12 protein-coding genes are annotated in these 16,447 nt (G+C 63.6%); 7 read left to right on the top strand and 5 right to left on the bottom strand.

The features are described 5' to 3' along the window. Positions 1-23: 23 nt before the first annotated feature. Positions 24-1,022 (bottom strand): hypothetical protein, encoded by a 999-nt coding sequence (locus tag SGJ19_12490; protein ID MDZ4781064.1) that lies wholly within the window; start codon positions 1,020-1,022, stop codon positions 24-26. A 37-nt stretch (positions 1,023-1,059) separates the two neighbouring features. Continuing rightward, positions 1,060-2,025, bottom strand: coding sequence for a DUF1186 domain-containing protein (locus SGJ19_12485; protein ID MDZ4781063.1), 966 nt, complete (start codon positions 2,023-2,025; stop codon positions 1,060-1,062). A 294-nt stretch (positions 2,026-2,319) separates the two neighbouring features. Here SGJ19_12485 and SGJ19_12480 point away from each other — a divergent pair, with 294 nt between their 5' ends. The 7 genes from SGJ19_12480 (at position 2,320) to SGJ19_12450 (ending at position 13,886) form a co-directional block, all read left to right on the top strand. Next, complete coding sequence (locus tag SGJ19_12480) at positions 2,320-3,468, top strand: ABC transporter ATP-binding protein (protein ID MDZ4781062.1); 1,149 nt, start codon at positions 2,320-2,322, stop codon at positions 3,466-3,468. A 239-nt stretch (positions 3,469-3,707) separates the two neighbouring features. Beyond that, complete coding sequence (nusA, locus tag SGJ19_12475) at positions 3,708-5,120, top strand: transcription termination factor NusA (GenBank protein ID MDZ4781061.1); 1,413 nt, start codon at positions 3,708-3,710, stop codon at positions 5,118-5,120. Between the two features lie 151 nt (positions 5,121-5,271). Beyond that, positions 5,272-8,043 (top strand): translation initiation factor IF-2, encoded by a 2,772-nt coding sequence (gene infB / locus SGJ19_12470; protein MDZ4781060.1) that lies wholly within the window; start codon positions 5,272-5,274, stop codon positions 8,041-8,043. A 108-nt stretch (positions 8,044-8,151) separates the two neighbouring features. Then, entirely contained in the window at positions 8,152-8,583 is a 432-nt protein-coding gene (rbfA, locus tag SGJ19_12465; protein MDZ4781059.1) for a 30S ribosome-binding factor RbfA, read from the top strand. A 59-nt stretch (positions 8,584-8,642) separates the two neighbouring features. Next, complete coding sequence (locus SGJ19_12460) at positions 8,643-9,599, top strand: hypothetical protein (GenBank protein ID MDZ4781058.1); 957 nt, start codon at positions 8,643-8,645, stop codon at positions 9,597-9,599. A 72-nt stretch (positions 9,600-9,671) separates the two neighbouring features. Then, entirely contained in the window at positions 9,672-11,516 is a 1,845-nt protein-coding gene (locus SGJ19_12455; GenBank protein ID MDZ4781057.1) for a GTPase, read from the top strand. A gap of 135 nt (positions 11,517-11,651) precedes the next feature. Beyond that, positions 11,652-13,886, top strand: coding sequence for a 3'-5' exonuclease (locus SGJ19_12450; protein MDZ4781056.1), 2,235 nt, complete (start codon positions 11,652-11,654; stop codon positions 13,884-13,886). Between the two features lie 81 nt (positions 13,887-13,967). Here SGJ19_12450 and SGJ19_12445 read toward each other — a convergent pair whose 3' ends face one another. From SGJ19_12445 to SGJ19_12435, 3 genes are all read right to left on the bottom strand, one after another. Beyond that, positions 13,968-15,119 carry an MraY family glycosyltransferase gene (locus SGJ19_12445; protein ID MDZ4781055.1) on the bottom strand — a complete coding sequence of 384 codons (1,152 nt, stop codon included), beginning with the start codon at positions 15,117-15,119 and terminating at the stop codon, positions 13,968-13,970. Continuing rightward, positions 15,116-15,790, bottom strand: a complete 675-nt coding sequence (locus tag SGJ19_12440; protein ID MDZ4781054.1) for a phosphoribosylanthranilate isomerase — start codon at positions 15,788-15,790, stop codon at positions 15,116-15,118. The genes SGJ19_12445 and SGJ19_12440 overlap by 4 nt, the downstream gene beginning before the upstream one ends. 181 nt (positions 15,791-15,971) lie before the next feature. Continuing rightward, positions 15,972-16,316: a histidine triad nucleotide-binding protein gene (locus tag SGJ19_12435; GenBank protein ID MDZ4781053.1), complete on the bottom strand. Its 345-nt coding sequence runs from the start codon at positions 16,314-16,316 to the stop codon at positions 15,972-15,974. Positions 16,317-16,447 lie beyond the last annotated feature (131 nt).

Below are 16,447 nucleotides of genomic sequence, written 5' to 3'. Positions count from 1 at the left end.
CTAGCCCGTCGTCGGCCGCTACGTCAGTGGATTGCATTTGCCGCGAACGTATGATCAAGGCGAGTGGCGCTGGCGTCCAGGCGTCGGCGTTCCAAGTCGTGCCGGCGCAATCCGATCAAGTCGATGGGCGAGGTGAAATACTCGCGCAACAAATCCAAGTCGCTAGGTGACGGCATTTCGTTTTCCGGTCGGAAGCTTTGACGGGAAATCCACAGCAACCGAAACTCGCCCGCCTTTGGGACGACGAGCGTGAAGCCGCCGTTCTCGTCCGCGCGAGCCATCGCGCCGCCGACGCGGGTGAACTCTTCGGTATCGACGTCCGCCAGTTTGCCATCGCTCGATTCCAGTCCCAGCAGGCGGAGCTTTACGGCCGGCGCCGGTTCGACAGGGACCGCCAGGACGATGGCGCCGGCGTCGCCGCGCTTCGCGCCGGAACTATCGGCGTACGTGATGCGGCCTTCGAGGAGCACAGGACCGGATTCGATTTCGGCCGCGGCGTCCTGGACGTTTTGCGCCCGCGCCAGCGCATAACCTACAACAAAGCCCAAGGCGGCCATGGTCACCGCGAGCGCGAGCTTAGCCACGAGGTCGCGTCGCCGACGGCGCAGCATCACGGACATGGGCTCGTCGTGAACTTCGAAGGCAGGTCCGGGATCGGTGCGCCAGAGGGCCACCGGCGGCGGTTCCGCGATGACGACCGGCGGGGCGTCGTCGGCCGAGTCGTCGATCACGCGCCAAGAAGCCGGTTCGTGTGGTCGCCTCTCGGCCACGGACCAGGCGTCGTCGCGGTTTTCAGCTTCCGTGGGTTCGGCGGCCACGTTGAGTTCTGGCCGTCGATCAGATCGGCGGCGTTTGCGGGCCGTGCGCTCCAACTTGGCCATGGCGACTTCGGTGCGCGCACGCCCTTCGTCCGGGACGACGAGTTGCGCGGCACAGCGCGGGCACTCGGTGCCCGAACCAATTTTGCGCCGGGCGACGCTCAAAGTCGCGCGGCAACCAGGGCAAAGAAACTCAACAGGCATACCGTCCACGGTAGCAGACGGCGAAGGGGAATGCCAATCACGGCGTCAAGCGAATGCCGGCGTCCGAGGCGTTCCGTCCGCAGCATTTTTTGTATTTCTTGCCGGACCCGCAGGGGCAGGCCTCTTTGCGGCCGACTTTGGTGGGGGCGTGGATGGGCTCGGGGACGTCTTCGTAGATGTCGTTCCAGTCTTCGGTTTCCTTACTCAAATGCTTAGGATCGACGTCAATCTTGCGCGGCGTCATCAAGTCGCGCAGGTATTGAACGGTGTCTTTCGGCTCCGGGAGCACGTAGCGGTCGAAATAGGGGCGGTGGCCAGCGTCTGCCGCGGCGAAATCGGCCTCCGCTTGTTCCGGCGTTATGAAATCTAAGTCAACATTGAGCAGAGCAAACGCTTCCATGACCAAGTCGCGCGTCGAGGCCACGCCGAGATGGCAAAGGGTGGTGATGAGCGGATTCCCAAGTTCAAAGTCATTCGTTTCGACGGCATGACGCAGGTGCGTGCACAGCCGTTCTGCCGCCTGCTCAAGGGTGAATGCGCCACCTCGTGCCAAGATGCAGATGGAATCCACCGCTGCCCAGCGGACATATTCATTGACGTCGCGGTCACGAATCAGGCCGTCGATCAGTTCGGGCTGGTCGTCCGCCAGCAGCGCTAGGGCAAGCGGCAAATCTTCGTGGATGAAATCGTCGAAGAGATCCAGCGGCAATTCGCCGGGTAGCGTCACAGCTTCGATGATCGCCGGCAACGCTTCCTTGGCGCGGAACTCTGAAAGCAGCAGTAGTGCAAACTCGTGCGGCAGCTCAACGGGAAATTGGCCGTCGCGCGCCTTAGCGGAGGCGGCACGGATTGCGGCGATTAGGTGGGGGATGAACAGCTCGCGATGGCGTTGAACTGTTCGGAAAGCCTCCGTCGTCGCTTCGCCGCCACTCCATTTCAACTCAGCCATCACGGCGGCGACATCAACGTCCGATTCCGTTTGAACTTGCGGTTCACCCAACATGGCGGTTCCTTCCGGTCATTGGCCTGGAGCAATTGACTGCCACTACTTTGCATTTTGTGATTTGAACCCGTCGGTCGACAAGATCCCCCGACTGCCTTTTTTTTTATTCGATTCCTCGGACTGGCGAGCTGCGGCGTCACGCGCCCCGGGCACCTTGACTCCCCGGACCTAGCCCGTTATCTTTTCTCAATTGCGGCGTCCACTAAGTTGTTGTCTTGAAACGGCTTTGGCGTTGCTGGCGGCGTTGGGCCGACAGCGACTGTCAGGCGGTGGCGGGACGACGGGCTTCAAGGCATGGCAAGAATCTCGCTGGCGGGTGTTTCGCACACTTATCCAGGCGGGATCAAGGCGGTCAATGACCTCGATCTAGAGGTTCTCGACGGCGAGCTGTTGGTGCTCTTGGGGCCGAGTGGTTGCGGCAAGAGCACGACGTTGCGGCTGATCGCCGGGTTGGAGTCGCCAGCAAGCGGAGTCTTACGGCTCCGTGACAGCGAAGCGAATCGCCTCCCACCGCATGCCCGTGACGTGGCGATGTTGTTTCAAGAGGAAGCTTTGTATCCGCACTTGAGCGTGCGGGACAATCTTGGTTTCTCTCTCCAAGCGCGTCGCCGCGGCTGGCTGCGATGGCGCGAAGCCCCGGTGGCATCGGCGCCCGCAGTGCGCGAACGCGTCGAGCAAGTGGCCAGGCGACTCGGTCTGGCCAATTTGCTGGAGCGGCGCCCCGCGGCGCTTTCCGGCGGCGAACGGCAGCGGGTCGGGCTCGGCAGGTTGCTGGTGCGCGGCGCTGGCATCTGGCTGCTGGATGAACCGTTCGCGCATGTCGATACGCGGTTGCGGACGGAATTGCGGCGGATGCTTCGCGGTCTGCAGCGCGAGCAGGCGGCGACGGCGGTGTACGTGACGCACGATCAGGCCGAAGCGTTCGCGCTGGCCGATCGGGTGGCGGTGATGCGGGACGGGCGAATCGAGCAAGTTGGCACGCGGCAGGAGTTGTACGAGCGGCCGGTGAACCAGTTCGTAGCGGGATTCGTGGGCGATCCGCCGATGAATTTCGCCCTCGGCGAAGTGCAATGGGAAAATGGTTCGGCGCGATTCGTCGCGGAGGGCTGGTCGCTGCGGTTGGGAGATCAAGACCAGGTCGGCGAGGCGGGGCGGCGGTTGGTGGCAGGTTTTCGGCCGTCGATACTGCATTTAGTCGACACAACGAATACCCAGGCAGGGTCGATCCGACGTATTGGGATGGCGATCGTGGTCGGCGAAGAGTGGCACGGGGAGACGGCATACACGGCGATCGCCTGGCACGCATTGCAGCGGCCTGAGCCGGCGCAATGGTGGTGGGTGAAGTCGCCGACGGATTTGAAGGTCGAGATCGGAAGTCAGGTCGCCGTGGCGGTGGAGCAGGAACCGCTGTGGTTTGACGCAGTGAGTGGAGAGCGAGTTTAGTGGTCGGAAGTTGCGAGCGACGGATTTGGACGGTCGTTGGCCGTACCGGGTTCAAAGTTCCAGGTTCCGACTTACACGGGTAAGGACGTCGGTTCGCCGCGAAGAGTCGCGGTGCGATCGGCCCCTTGGCAACCGGCCGGCCCACGGCCGTCGGTGGTTCGGACACGCAGAGTTACGACACGATCCGGGCCGCACCGAAAAACGAGAAAGGCGTCCGCGAACGCGGATGAAACGAAATCATGAACGCCATCGAAGTACTACGAATTGTCGATACGATTCACCGCGATAAAGGGATTCCCAAAGAGATCGTTTTTCAGGCCATCGAATCGGCCTTGGTGAAGGTCTCTAAGAAGCATTTCGGCGAAGACCATGACGTCATCGTCACGATCGATCGGCAGTCCGGACAGATTTCCGGCACGCATAACGGCGAGCCGCTCGACCCGGAGGAGACGATCGGCCGCATTGGCGCTCAGTTGGCGAAGCAGGAGATCATCCAGAAGATCCGCGAAGCGGAGCGGGACGCCCTGTACGACGAATACAACGAACAACGCGGGCAGCTGATTTCCGGCATCGTTACCCGGTACGAAGGGGGCACCGCCACGGTGCAGCTCGGCAATACCGAGGCGATTCTGCCGCGCTCCGAGCAGATTCCAGGCGAAACGCACCATGCCAACGAGCGCGTGCGGGCGACCGTGTTCGAGGTCCGCAAGGCCGGCAGCAAGGTGAAGATCAGCCTCAGCCGTACGCGGCCGGCGCTCGTGGGACGGCTGTTCGAGCAGGAAATCCCCGAAATCGCCGACGGCGTGATTGAAATCCGGGCCATGGCCCGGGAGCCAGGCTACCGCAGCAAAGTGGCCGTGAGCAGCACCGATCAGCGGGTCGATTCCGTCGGCGCGTGCGTGGGCGTGCGCGGGAACCGGATCAAGAACATCGTCGACGAACTGGCGGGCGAGCGGATCGATATCGTCCGCTGGAGCGACGATATGCAGGTGTTGATCCCCAACGCGTTGCAGCCGGCCGAGGTGGAAGAGGTCATTCTCTGCCAAATGCTGGGCCGGGCGATCGTGCTCGTGCGCGAGGACCAGTTGTCGCTGGCCATCGGCAAACGGGGCCAAAATGTCCGGCTGGGGAGCAAACTCTGCGGCTGGGATATCGAGATCATGACCCGGGAAGAGCTGGGCGAGGGGATCGAGCGGGCGGTGGCTGGCTTCGCGTCGATCGAAGCGGTGACCGAGGAGTTGGCGGAGCGCCTGGTAGGCGAGGGCTTTTTGTCATACGATGATCTGTCGATTATCGAGCCTGACGATTTGATGGAGATGGGCGGTTTGACGGCCGAAGAGACGGACAAGATCGTCGCCGAGGCGGAATCGCGGGCGGAAGAAGCGGAGCAAGCGGCCGCGACCGAGCGGCGCCGGCAACGCGACCAAGATCGCATCGCGGCGGCGACCGTCGCGGAGGAGCAGGCCGAGGCAACCGAAACGGGGACCACGGGTGGCGAGGAATCGCCGGTCGTGGTGGCCGAAGCGGAAACCGAGCTGCCGATTGATGAAGTGGCGCCGGTCGCAGAGGCGCCGGCCGACGGTGCGGCGCCTGCCGAAGCCGAGGAGAGTTGGGATGAGAACGAATCGGCTTCTGCTCAACCGGCGGAGTAGGGTTCGTGGTGCGAATCCGTTGTAACACGGATTCGAGCTGTTCGCACGGGAGACTCAGGGTATGCAATAACCAGTTGGCAATGGTCGCGACCTCAGTCGTTTCTCCAGCGTTGGAGAGGACTTTTTCGCGGGTCGCGCAGGGAGTTTTAGCTTGGCCGCACGGATCTATTCGCTCGCCAAAGAACTGAACATCGACAGCAAGTTGCTGGTGGACATCTGCGCCAAGGCTGGTCTGCCGGGCAAGGGTTCTGCGCTGGCCAGCCTGTCCGACGAAGAAGTGGCGAAGCTCAAAGCTTATCTGGCCGGTGGCGGCGGCGCGAGCCGGCCCGCCGGGCCGAAATTGGCCCCCAGCGCGAGCGGGCCGATTCATGAGATTCCCACGCCGCCGTCCAGCGCGCCGCCGGCTGCGGTCGCTGCGGCAGCGCCGCCGCCGCCCGTGGCAGCGGCCCCTGCGCCACCTCCCGTGAAGATGCCGCCCTTGGCGCGACCTGGAGCCCCGGTGCGCCCCGCGGCGCTCACGCGCGCTGCCGCATCGACCGAACAGCCCCCGGTCAGCCGCGAGAGCTACATTCCGCCAACCGGCACCGGGCGACCGCCGTTGATGGTCCCTCGCCGCGAGCGGGAAAAATCCCTTGGCGAGAAGAAGTCGGGCGGCGAAGGCAGCCGTCCCGCGGATCAGGAGCGCTCCGCGCCGGCTGTCCGTTTGGGACGCATGCCGGCCGCCGCGCCGCCGCCGGTGACCAGATCGAACGAGCCGGAACCACAGAAGCCCGATATCAAATTGCCGCTCGACGCGATTCGTGCCCGACAAAAGGGAGGCACGAAGCCGCTCGAAGAGCTGGTCAAAAAACACGAGGAAAAGCGCAAAGGCACCGCGGCGCGGGGCAAGGACGACACGGCAGCACGTCCCGCGGCCGCTGGCGCGGGGAGTCGTCCGCCGTTATCGCTCGGCGGACGCGATCGAAACAAGCGCGGCGGCAAGCCGGGCGTCCCGGGCGCTCCTGTCGAGGGAGGCGCCGACGCTGGACGCGATCAGCGGACGCTGAGCCGCAAACGGGGCTCTTCGCGCCGCCGCCGGCCGGACGAAGACGACGGTCGTCGTCGCTCAGGGTCGATTCGCCGCACAGGGGCTAACACGGCCGCGCCACGAAAGAACAATGTGGTCGTGGAACTTCCTTGCACGGTGCGTTCTTTCTCCGAAGCAGTGGGCGTACCTGCCAACCGCGTGCTCGGCCAATTGCTGAAGCTTGGCTCGATGGCCACGATCAACAGTTCGCTCGAAACCGAGTTGGCCGAACTGCTCGCCGTGGAAATGGGCGTCGAGGTCAATTTCAAGCGACCGGTCGATCAGGAGCAGCAACTCGTCGATCAACTGGAGCAGGAAGAGTTCGAAGAGGGCCTGTTGCCACGTCCGCCGATCGTCACCTTCCTGGGACACGTCGACCACGGCAAGACGTCGCTGTTGGACAAGATCATCGGCATCAACGTGGTCAGCGGCGAAAGCGGCGGCATCACGCAGCACATTCGCGCCTACCGGATCGAGAAGGACGGGCGTTCGATCGCCTTTGTCGATACGCCGGGCCACGAAGCCTTCACGGAAATGCGAGCTCGCGGAGCGCAAGTGACCGACATCGCGGTGTTGGTCGTCGCGGCCGACGACGGTGTCATGCCGCAGACCGAAGAAGCGATTAGTCACGCGCGGGCGGCCGGCGTGCCGATCGTGGTGGCTCTCAATAAGGTCGACTTGCCGAGCTACGACGAGAACAAAATCTTCCAGCAGTTGGCGACGAACGATCTGTTGCCGACGGCCTGGGGCGGCGATACGGAAGTGGTGAAAACCAGCGCCATCAAGGGCACCGGCATCGACGAATTGTTGGAAACCCTGCTGACCGTCGCGGAATTGCACGAATACAAGGCGAATCCCGACCGCGCGGCCTTCGGTACCTGCATCGAAGCCGAACAGAGCGAAGACCGGGGCGTGGTCGCCAAGTTCATGGTGCAAAAAGGCACGCTCAAGGTCGGCGACGTCGTGGTTTGCGGCGCCGCTTCGGGTCGCGTGAAGGCGATGTACGACACGCTCGATCCGCGCAAGACCTACGAATCGGCCGGACCGTCGACGCCGGTGAACGTGACCGGTCTCGATATGCCCCCCGACGCGGGCGATCACTTCTTCGCACTGGACGAGATCGCCCAGGCGCGCGAGATCGCGACGCGGCGTGGCGAACATCAGCGCCAACAGGCCTTGGGCGCCGGCACGGTCGAGCACGTTACGCTGGAAAACCTGGCGGATCGCTTGAGCAAGGACGAAGTGCAGACGCTCAACTTGATCCTTCGCGCCGATACGCGCGGCTCGATCGAAGCGATTCGCAAAGAGCTCACCAAGCTGCATCACCCGGAAGTGCAGATCAAGATTCTGCAGGCCACGGTGGGCGGCATCTCCGAGGCCGACGTGCATCTGGCGCACGCCTCGAACGCCGTCATCATGGGCTTCAACGTCGTTCCCGACGAAGGGGCCCGCGCGCTGGCCGAGCAGTACAAGGTGCAGGTCCGCCGCTACGACATCATTTACAAGGTCTCCGAAGACCTCAAGGCCGCGCTCGAAGGCATGCTCAAGCCGGAACAGCGCGACGTGGAACTTGGTCGGGCGCTGGTGCAGCGCGTGTACGTGATCAGCCGCGTCGGCGCGATCGCCGGTTGCCGCGTGCTGGCCGGAACGATCGAACGCAACTCCCGGATTCGCGTGATTCGCGAGAACCGGGTGATTGGCGACTACCGGCTGGATTCGTTGAAACGCGAGAAGGACGACGCCCGCGAAGTGCGGGAAGGCCTGGAATGCGGCATGAAGCTGGCCGGGTTCAACGACCTGAAGGAAGGGGACGTGCTCGAGGCGTACCGTGTCGAGGAGGTGGCTCGTTCGCTGTAGCCGGTCCGCGACCAGTGCAACGTGCCGCTTTCAACGGTAGAATCGATTATCCCGCCAGTTCGACGCAGTCTCCCCCCGCATTCCTCACGCTAAGCTTATCTGTCCCGCATGTCTTCCCGCCGAGTACAAAAAGCCGCCGCCGCGATTCGCCAGGTCGTGAGCATGGCCATTCTGACCGAGCTGAAGGATCCGCGCGTGAAAAACGTGACGGTCACCTTCGTGGAAGTCATGCCGGATATGCGGCAGGCGAAGATTCACGTTTCGATCATGGGGGACGAAACCAAGCAGGGCCTGGCGTTGCACGGACTGCGCAGCGCCGCCGGCTTCCTGCAATCCAAGCTCGCGGAGCGGATCGAAACCCGGTACACGCCGCGATTGGAGTTCGTGCTCGACCAGGGCGTGAAGCATTCCATCGCCGTGACGGAGATTCTGCAACGCGTGCTGCCGCAGGAGCCGACGGAGGTCGACGACGCGGAGGCAGAGTCGGTCGACGAAGAGGAGTCGGCGGACGATGACGACGACGAGAACGAGGAGCGATAAGACCACGCGCCGTCGCGAAGGCGCTCTCTGTAACGAGTATCGAAGTTTCCGAGATTTGCATGGCCAATCATCCAAACCGCGCCGCGTTGCTGACCAAGGCGCACAAAGTTCTCAAAAAGCACTACAAGCCGGTAAACCCCGTCGCGGAACGACCGCTGATGGAGCAACTGCTGTTCGCGCTGTGCCTGGAGAACGCCACCTACGAAGCCGCCGAGCAGGCCTACGCCTCGCTGGAAGCGAGCTATTTCGATTGGAATGAAGTTCGCGTCACGACGGTGAAGGAGTTGTCCGAGTCGATGTCCTCGCTCCCGGACCCGGCCGCCGCGGCCACGAACCTGCGGCGCGTACTGCAGGCCGTGTTCGAGTCGAACTACTCGTTTGAGATCGAGGCCCTCCGCAAGCAGAACCTTGGGCAGGCGATCACCAAGCTCACCGGATTCGCCGGCGCATCGCCGTTCGCCGTGGCTTATGTGACCCAATCAGGATTGGCCGGGCACTCCGTGCCGGTCGATCGCGGCGCGCTGTGGGCGCTGCAAATCGTCGGCGCTTTGACCGACAGCGAAATGGCGGCCGGCACGGTTCCTGGCATGGAGCGGGCAATCCCCAAGAACAAGGGGATCGAGTTCGGCAGCCTGTTGCATCAGTTGGGCGCGGACCTGGTGGTAACTCCGCATTCGACGAATGTCCACAACATCCTGATCGAGATTTCGGCCGACGCGAAAAACCGCCTGCCGAAACGCCAGGCCAAGAAAAAGCCGGAAGAGGCGGCCCCCGCTCCGACGCCGCCACCAGCGCCGGCAAAAGCCCCGGTCGTTGCGGCAAAGGCTGCGCCGGAGAAACCGGCCGCCGCGATCGCCCCCAAGGCCGTCGCGAAGAAAAAAGAGCCGGTCAAGGAAGCTCCCAAAGAAGCGCCCGCCGACAAACACAAGGCCGCCAAATCGGCCAAGAAGCCGGCCGCGCCGCCGAAGAAGAAACCGTCGCCGGTATCGAAACCGATGCAACGCAAGCCGCGCTAGCGATTCGGGCGGAGCAGCCGGCGCTCGACCCAACGGCCGCCAGGGCTGGCCTACAATGGCGTAGGAATGCTCATGCACGAACCCGAGCTGTTGCAAATCGAGCTGCTGGCCGACGTCGACGCACTCGTCAGTGAGTTGCGCGAATGGGCCGAACGTGCGCCTCCCTGGCCGGCGGCCCGCGGCTGTCAGGCGATCGTCCGTCGCCTCACCGAACGCGCCAGCGCCCTGCGCGTGCGGCTGGAAGCCCCGCTCGTCGTCGCAACCCTCGGCGGCACCGGAACCGGCAAAAGCACCTTGGTGAACGCCCTGGTCGGCGCCGAAGTGACCACGCCTGGCAAGCAACGCCCCACGACGCTGCAGCCGACATTGATCTGTCGGCCCGACTTGCGCCCCGAGATGTTGGGCATCGACCCGCGCACCGTGCAGCTCGTGCAGCGCGATCTGCCGATGCTGCGGGATCTCGTGCTCTTGGATTGTCCGGACCCGGACACGACCGAAGATGCGGAAGCGCCAGCCACAAATCTTGCGCGGCTGCGCGAACTATTGCCGCAATGCGATGTGTTGTTGGTGACGACAACGCAACAGAAGTACCGCAGCGCCCGCGTCGCCGACGAGCTAGCCGCATCGGCGCCCGGCGCGCGCCTGGTGTTCGTGCAGACGCACGCCGATTGCGGCGAGGACGTTCGCGACGACTGGCGGGCCTTGCTGCATGAAGATTACGCGACCGGCGAGATGTTCTTCGTCGATTCCACTGCGGCGCTCGACGATTCCCGGGCCGGCTTGCAGCCGCGCGGCGAGTTCGGGCGCCTGGTCGATTTGCTGACGCGGGAATTGGCGGGCGCCGCGGCCCATCGGATTCGCCGCGCGAACTTCCTCGACCTGGTCGATGAGACGCTACTGCATTGCCGAGAGCGGCTCGACGAAACGATGCCGGCCGTCAAAGAACTGGAGACCGCGATTCAGGAACAACGCGCGCGGCTGGCGGGCCGACTCGCGGATCAGATGCGGTCCGAGCTGCTGGCCAATCGCCGGCAATGGGAATCGCGCCTGCTCGGCGAAGTCACCTCGCGTTGGGGATTCAGTCCGTTCTCGGGCGTGTTGCGACTCGCGCAGGGTTTGGGCGGACTGGTCACGCGGGCGGCGCTGCTTCGCGCACGGACGCCCGCGCAGATGGCGCTGTGGGGCGCCTATGAAGGCTGGCGCTGGCAGCGCAAACGGAGCGATGCGAAATCGGCGGACGCCGGGGCGAACCGCGCCGTGGAATTTAGTTGGGACGACGGCGAGTTGCGCACGTCGGCGATTATCGTCGATGGCTATGCGGCCGAAGCCGCCATTGCGCGGCATGACACGCAGGGGCCGGAACTCGCGCGCCAAGCCAGCCGGGCGGGCTCGGCGTTTATCGCCAAAGCGGCTGGCGACGTGCAGCAACTGCTCGGCAAGCTCGCCGGACGCCACACGGGACGGCTCATCCGCTGGAGGTACGAGCTCCTGCTGCTCGTGTTCGTCACGCTGTTGTTGTACCGGTGGGGCAAGAACTTCTTTTATGACTCTTGGCTGGCCGCGGACCTGGGCTGGCGCACCGCGCCGGTCGATATGTATGGCAGCGAGTTCTTCCTCTCCGCCGGTTTCTGGCTGCTGCTCTGGTGCGCGCTGCTCGTCTGGATGTTCACCGGACGCCTGCGGCGCGGTTTGAATCGCGAGATCGATTCCCTGACCGAAGGTTGGCGCACGCCTAGCCTCGGCGAGGAGTTGTTCGCGCGCAGCGAGCATCAAGCCCGGGCTATTCGACAATTCCGCCAATCACTGGAACGCCTGGAGCAGGAAGTCGCCCATCTCAAACGGCGGCTGGAAATGCCCTCGGAGCGGATTGGCGCTCGGCGCGCGCCCGCGGCACGGAAAGCTGGCGAAGCTAAGTAAATCGCTGAAGAGCCGCGGCGGTTCACGCGCGACGCCGGGCCACTACTCTTTCCCAGGCCGACACCGGACAATAGTTGATATGCGACGAAAGGATCGTCGCGTTTGTCCGAACTCCGCGCCCCTCGGGAATCCCGCTTGGATCCTTTACTCGACAGCCTGACGGAAGCACAACGCGCCGCAGTGTGCCACCGCGATGGACCGCAATTGATCCTGGCCGGGCCGGGTAGCGGTAAGACGCGCGTGGTCACGCATCGCGTGGCGTATCTGCTGCGCTCGGGCGTGCCGGCGCGGCAAATCGTGGCGTTGACCTTTACGAACAAGGCCGCGGAGGAAATGTCGGCTCGCGTCGAGCGGCTTGCGCCGGGCGAGAAAGTCTGGCTCAGCACGTTTCACCGCTTCTGCTCGCGGCTATTGCGGCAGCATGGCGCGTATTTGGGGCTGCCTCCCAACTTCTCGATTTATGACGTCTCCGACGCGCGGTCGGTGATCCGCCTGGCGGTCAAGGATGTCGAATTGGAAGGCATCTACCAGCCGGACGCCGTGGCCGCGGCGATTAGCTGGGCCAAGAACCGCATGGTCGGTCCCGATAAATATCACGCCACCATGCACGCCTCGCTGGGACCGGCGGTGGAGCGCGTCTATCCACGTTACCAGGCGCGGCTCTTGGAATCGCAGGCCGTGGATTTCGACGATCTGTTATTTCACACGGCGGTGCTGCTGCACGACCACCCGGAGATCCGCGCCGAGTTGGACGCGCGGTATCGGTACGTGATGGTCGACGAGTACCAGGACACCAATCAAGTTCAGTATCAGATCGCGCGTCTGTTGTCGATCGACTACCCGAATCTATCGGTGACCGGCGATCCGGATCAATCGATCTACAGTTGGCGCGGCGCGAACGTCAAGAACATCCTCGACTTCGAGCAGGACTATCCGACCGCGCAGGTCGTCCGGCTGGAGCAGAACTATCGCAGCACGCAGCGCATCTTGCGCACCGCGTCCGGGTTCATCGCCAAGAACCGCCGGCGCAAGGAGAAGGCGCTCTTCACCGAAAACGACGAGGGCGCGCTCGTCCGCCTGATGCGCTACCCGACGCACGCGGCCGAAGCGACCGGCATCGTCGACCGCATCGCCGCGGAGATCGACGCCGGCCGACGGCAAGCGCGCGACTTCGCCATTTTTTATCGCGTGAACGCGCTGTCGCGGCCGTTCGAGCAGGCCATGAAAGCTCGACATGTTCCCTTTCAACTCGTGGGAGCGGTCGAGTTCTTCCAACGCAAGGAAATCAAAGACCTGCTGGCGTACCTGATGTTGATCAACAATCCGCGCGACGAAGTGGCGCTGCGCCGGGTGATCAACACCCCGCCGCGCGGGATCGGGCCCACGACGATTGATCGGCTGGAGGAATTCGCGCATCAAGAGCGGATGCCACTGATTGACGCGGCGCGGCAGAGCGGCCTCATCGCCTCGTTGCCGAAGCGCGCGCCGGTTGCCGTGGCCAAATTCATGGCCGTCTTCGACGAGCTATCCGCCATGTCCGCGGCGCCGGTCCGCGACATTCTGAGCGCCGTACTGGATCGCTCAGGCTATCGCGCTTCCTTGGCCGAATCGGAAGACCCCAACGATCAAGATCGGCTGGCGAACATCGAAGAGCTCTTGACCGCGGCGCGCGAGTTCGACGCCGAACATCCGGAAGGGAACGCGCTCGAGGCGTTCTTGGAAGAAACCTGCCTGGTGAACGACACCGACGACTGGGAATTCGGCGGCAACAAAGTGACGTTGATGACGTTGCACGCCGCCAAGGGATTGGAATTTCCCGTCGTCTTCGTGGCCGCGATCGAACAAGGCATTCTGCCGCACGAGCGTTCGATGGAAGATCCGGACCAGATCGAGGAAGAACGCCGGCTGCTGTTCGTCGGGATGACCCGGGCGCGCGAGGAATTGCAACTCAGTTGGTCGCGCTACCGGGAGTTCCGTGGCAGAGCGAACTATGTTTCGCCCAGTTCGTTCATCAACGATTTGCCGACGGAAGATTTGGATTTCATTTCCGGGCAGGTCGAAGGCATCGACCCGGTGACCTTCTCACCCACCGCGCCGCGCACACCGCCGCCGCGCCCCGCGTTTGTTCCGACCATCACCACGGCCGCGGCGCTCGCGGGTGAAACGCCGAGCACCGACTCCGACCGCGTCCCGCCGGAAAGCTTCACGACCGGCATGGTCGTCCGGCACCCGGAATACGGCATCGGCAAAGTCGTCTCCCTCAGCAACGGCGCGCGACGCTCGGCCACGGTGATCTTCCCCGGCGGCGCCGGCGAAAAAACGTTTATCCTTCAGCACGCGCCATTAAGTCCGGTGCGTGGGAAGACTTGAGGGAGTTTTTCAGTGTTCAGTTTTCAGTGAGGACTGCGAGTCCAAATACTGAAAACTGAACACTGAAAACGTCAAACTCCCTCACTTCCCTTTCCGCTGATGCCGCGCCGTGATTTCCAGGATGGCGATGATCGCCAGGACGCAGGCGATGAGGAGGACGACGATCACCGCTCCGGCCGCGTTGACCTGGTGCAACAGAAACGCGCCGAGTCCGCACGTGGCCGTGGTCAGATAGATGGTCAGCACCGCCTGGGGCTTCGTCATGCCCAGGTCCACGAGCCGATGCGAGAAGTGATTCTTGTCCCCTTCAAACGGACTCTTTCCGGCGCGCAGTCGGATCGCAATCACGGTCAGCGTGTCGTAAATCGGCACGGCCAGGACACAGAGCGGCGCGAGGATAGCGTGCGGTTTATCACGCACGGCGAAAGTGGCCATGATCGTTGCGGTGGCGATCGAGAAACCAATGAAATACGCCCCGGCGTCCCCCATGAAAATCCGCGCCGGCGACCGATTGTGCAGCAGGAAACCTAGCAGCGCCCCAATCAGCACCAGCAAGAAACCGGCAATGAACAACTGCGGCTGATTTGTGCGCGGGTCCGGCGCGACGAGCAGCACCGCGGCCAGAATGCTGGCGGCGATCGCGGCCACGCCGCCGGAGAGGCCGTCCATGTTGTCGAGGAAGTTGAACGAGTTGATTAAGCCGACGATCCACAGCACGCTCAACACAAAGGTGAACGCCGGCCAGTCGAGAAACAGCGTCAATCGCCAGCCATGCCACACAATGAACGTCGCAACCACCAACTCGACCAGAATACGGATCCGCCAATCCAACTGTTTGCGATCGTCCAGCAACCCCAGCGCCATCAGCACCGTGCCGGCGCCGAGCAATAGCCACAGCCGCCACGATTGCTGCGCCAGCCCGTTCAAATGCGGCGCGGCGAGTTCCCAGATCGCCGCGAACCCGCCGAACTCCAACAGTGCTTGCGGAGGGCCCCATTGCCGCGCCGCCCAGAGCGCGAGTTGGCCTACCGCGAACGTGCCGACGACGCCAAGCCAAATCGCCACGCCGCCGCCGAGCGGCACCGGCGACGTATGCACCTTGCGATGGCCCGGCTGATCGAGCCATCCCCAATCGGCCGCTTTGCGGCGCACGACGAGCGCGAACGCCCAGGAGATCAGCGCGCTCGGCAAGATAGCGCCCAACACCAACGCCAGCGCTTGCCAACGTGTCACGCGCGGTTTCCTTCGGCAAGTTGGCTAAAGGCCCACATCGCGGCCTGAACGAAGTCCTGCATTTTCTGCGCGTCTTTGACGCCGGGCGACGACTCCACGCCGCTCGCCGTATCGACGGCCGCCGGTCGCACGGTGCGAATCGCATCTGCGACATTGTCGGCAGTCAATCCGCCCGCCAGCACCAGCGGCGGCCCGGCCAACTCCGCATAACTCGCCACAACATTCCAGTCCGCCGTCGCGCCGGTGCCGCCATAAGCGCCGGGTCGATGGGCGTCGACGAGCACCATTTCCGGAGGGCAACCCAGCAAGCGAGCCTGTTCCAGAAACGCCCGTACCGGCGCGAGCCCGTCGTCGCCCAGACGAAACGCCTTAATCACGGGCAGCTCGCAAAAATGCGCCAAGAGCGCCGGCTGCTCATCGCCGTGCAACTGTACGGCATGCAAACCCAGCGCGACCGCCGCCTCTAACTGCGGCAGCTCCGGATCAACGAACACGCCGATGCATTGCACTCCCTCGGGCAATACGGCGGCGATTTCCCGCGCTCGGGAAGGTTCTACGCAGCGCGGACTTCCGGAGAAAAAGTTCACGCCGATCGCATCTGCGCCGGCCTGCACCGCTTCCAACGCGTCGGCCACGCTCGTCACGCCGCAGATTTTGATTCGGAAGCTCATGCTTTTAGTATAGCCGGCAACAGCATCCCTGTTGTGCGGGGCTCCCGACCCCGCACCTGTGCCAGACCGAAGGTCTCAATGGGCGAAAATACGTAACCGCATGCGGAAGTCGCGAAACCTGGAAACCTTCGGTCGGCCCGCGTGCGGGGTCGGGAGACCCGCGAACAACATGTGTGCATTCCTATCCCGGCGGCCAGCCGAGCGCCCGCCCGCCCAGTAGATGAAAATGCAGGTGATCGACCGATTGCCCGCCGTCGTGGCCGCAGTTGGTGACCAGGCGATACCCGTTGGTCAGGCCGAGTTCGCCGGCCAATTGCCGCGCGACGGAAAGCAGATGCCCGGCGAGATTAGCCTGCTCGTCCGTTACGTCATTCAGCGAGCGGAGCGGCGACTTGGGAATGATCAGCACGTGTACCGGCGCCTGCGGTGCAACATCGCGGAACGCCAAACACAACTCGTCCTCGAAGACGATATCGGCTTTGATCTCATGATCGATGATCCGCTGAAAGATCGTCTTACCGGACATGGTTTTCTCGCGTGATTCAGTCGCCGAAAGCTCAACACTAGCCCGTAGAGGCGGTGATTTTTTAGCCTCTGGCGGGGGAGCGTGTGGGGCGCTATAAGTTTGGCATGAAACACGACGATGCACAAACGGAT

The organism is Planctomycetia bacterium, assembly GCA_034440135.1.
Lineage (GTDB): Bacteria > Planctomycetota > Planctomycetia > Pirellulales > JALHLM01 > JALHLM01.
Note: the sequence above shows the minus strand (reverse complement) of the source record. Positions and strands in the feature narration are given on the sequence as shown.

Excerpts from the sequence above, each read along its gene's own strand:
- nusA (MDZ4781061.1), top strand. The coding sequence starts at position 3,708 with ATGAACGCCATCGAAGTACTACGAATTGTCGATACGATTCACCGCGAT.
- SGJ19_12455 (MDZ4781057.1), top strand. The coding sequence starts at position 9,672 with ATGCACGAACCCGAGCTGTTGCAAATCGAGCTGCTGGCCGACGTCGAC.
- rbfA (MDZ4781059.1), top strand. The coding sequence starts at position 8,152 with ATGTCTTCCCGCCGAGTACAAAAAGCCGCCGCCGCGATTCGCCAGGTC.
- SGJ19_12440 (MDZ4781054.1), bottom strand. The coding sequence starts at position 15,790 with ATGAGCTTCCGAATCAAAATCTGCGGCGTGACGAGCGTGGCCGACGCG.
- SGJ19_12490 (MDZ4781064.1), bottom strand. The coding sequence starts at position 1,022 with ATGCCTGTTGAGTTTCTTTGCCCTGGTTGCCGCGCGACTTTGAGCGTC.
- SGJ19_12480 (MDZ4781062.1), top strand. The coding sequence starts at position 2,320 with ATGGCAAGAATCTCGCTGGCGGGTGTTTCGCACACTTATCCAGGCGGG.
- SGJ19_12460 (MDZ4781058.1), top strand. The coding sequence starts at position 8,643 with ATGGCCAATCATCCAAACCGCGCCGCGTTGCTGACCAAGGCGCACAAA.
- SGJ19_12435 (MDZ4781053.1), bottom strand. The coding sequence starts at position 16,316 with ATGTCCGGTAAGACGATCTTTCAGCGGATCATCGATCATGAGATCAAA.
- SGJ19_12485 (MDZ4781063.1), bottom strand. The coding sequence starts at position 2,025 with ATGTTGGGTGAACCGCAAGTTCAAACGGAATCGGACGTTGATGTCGCC.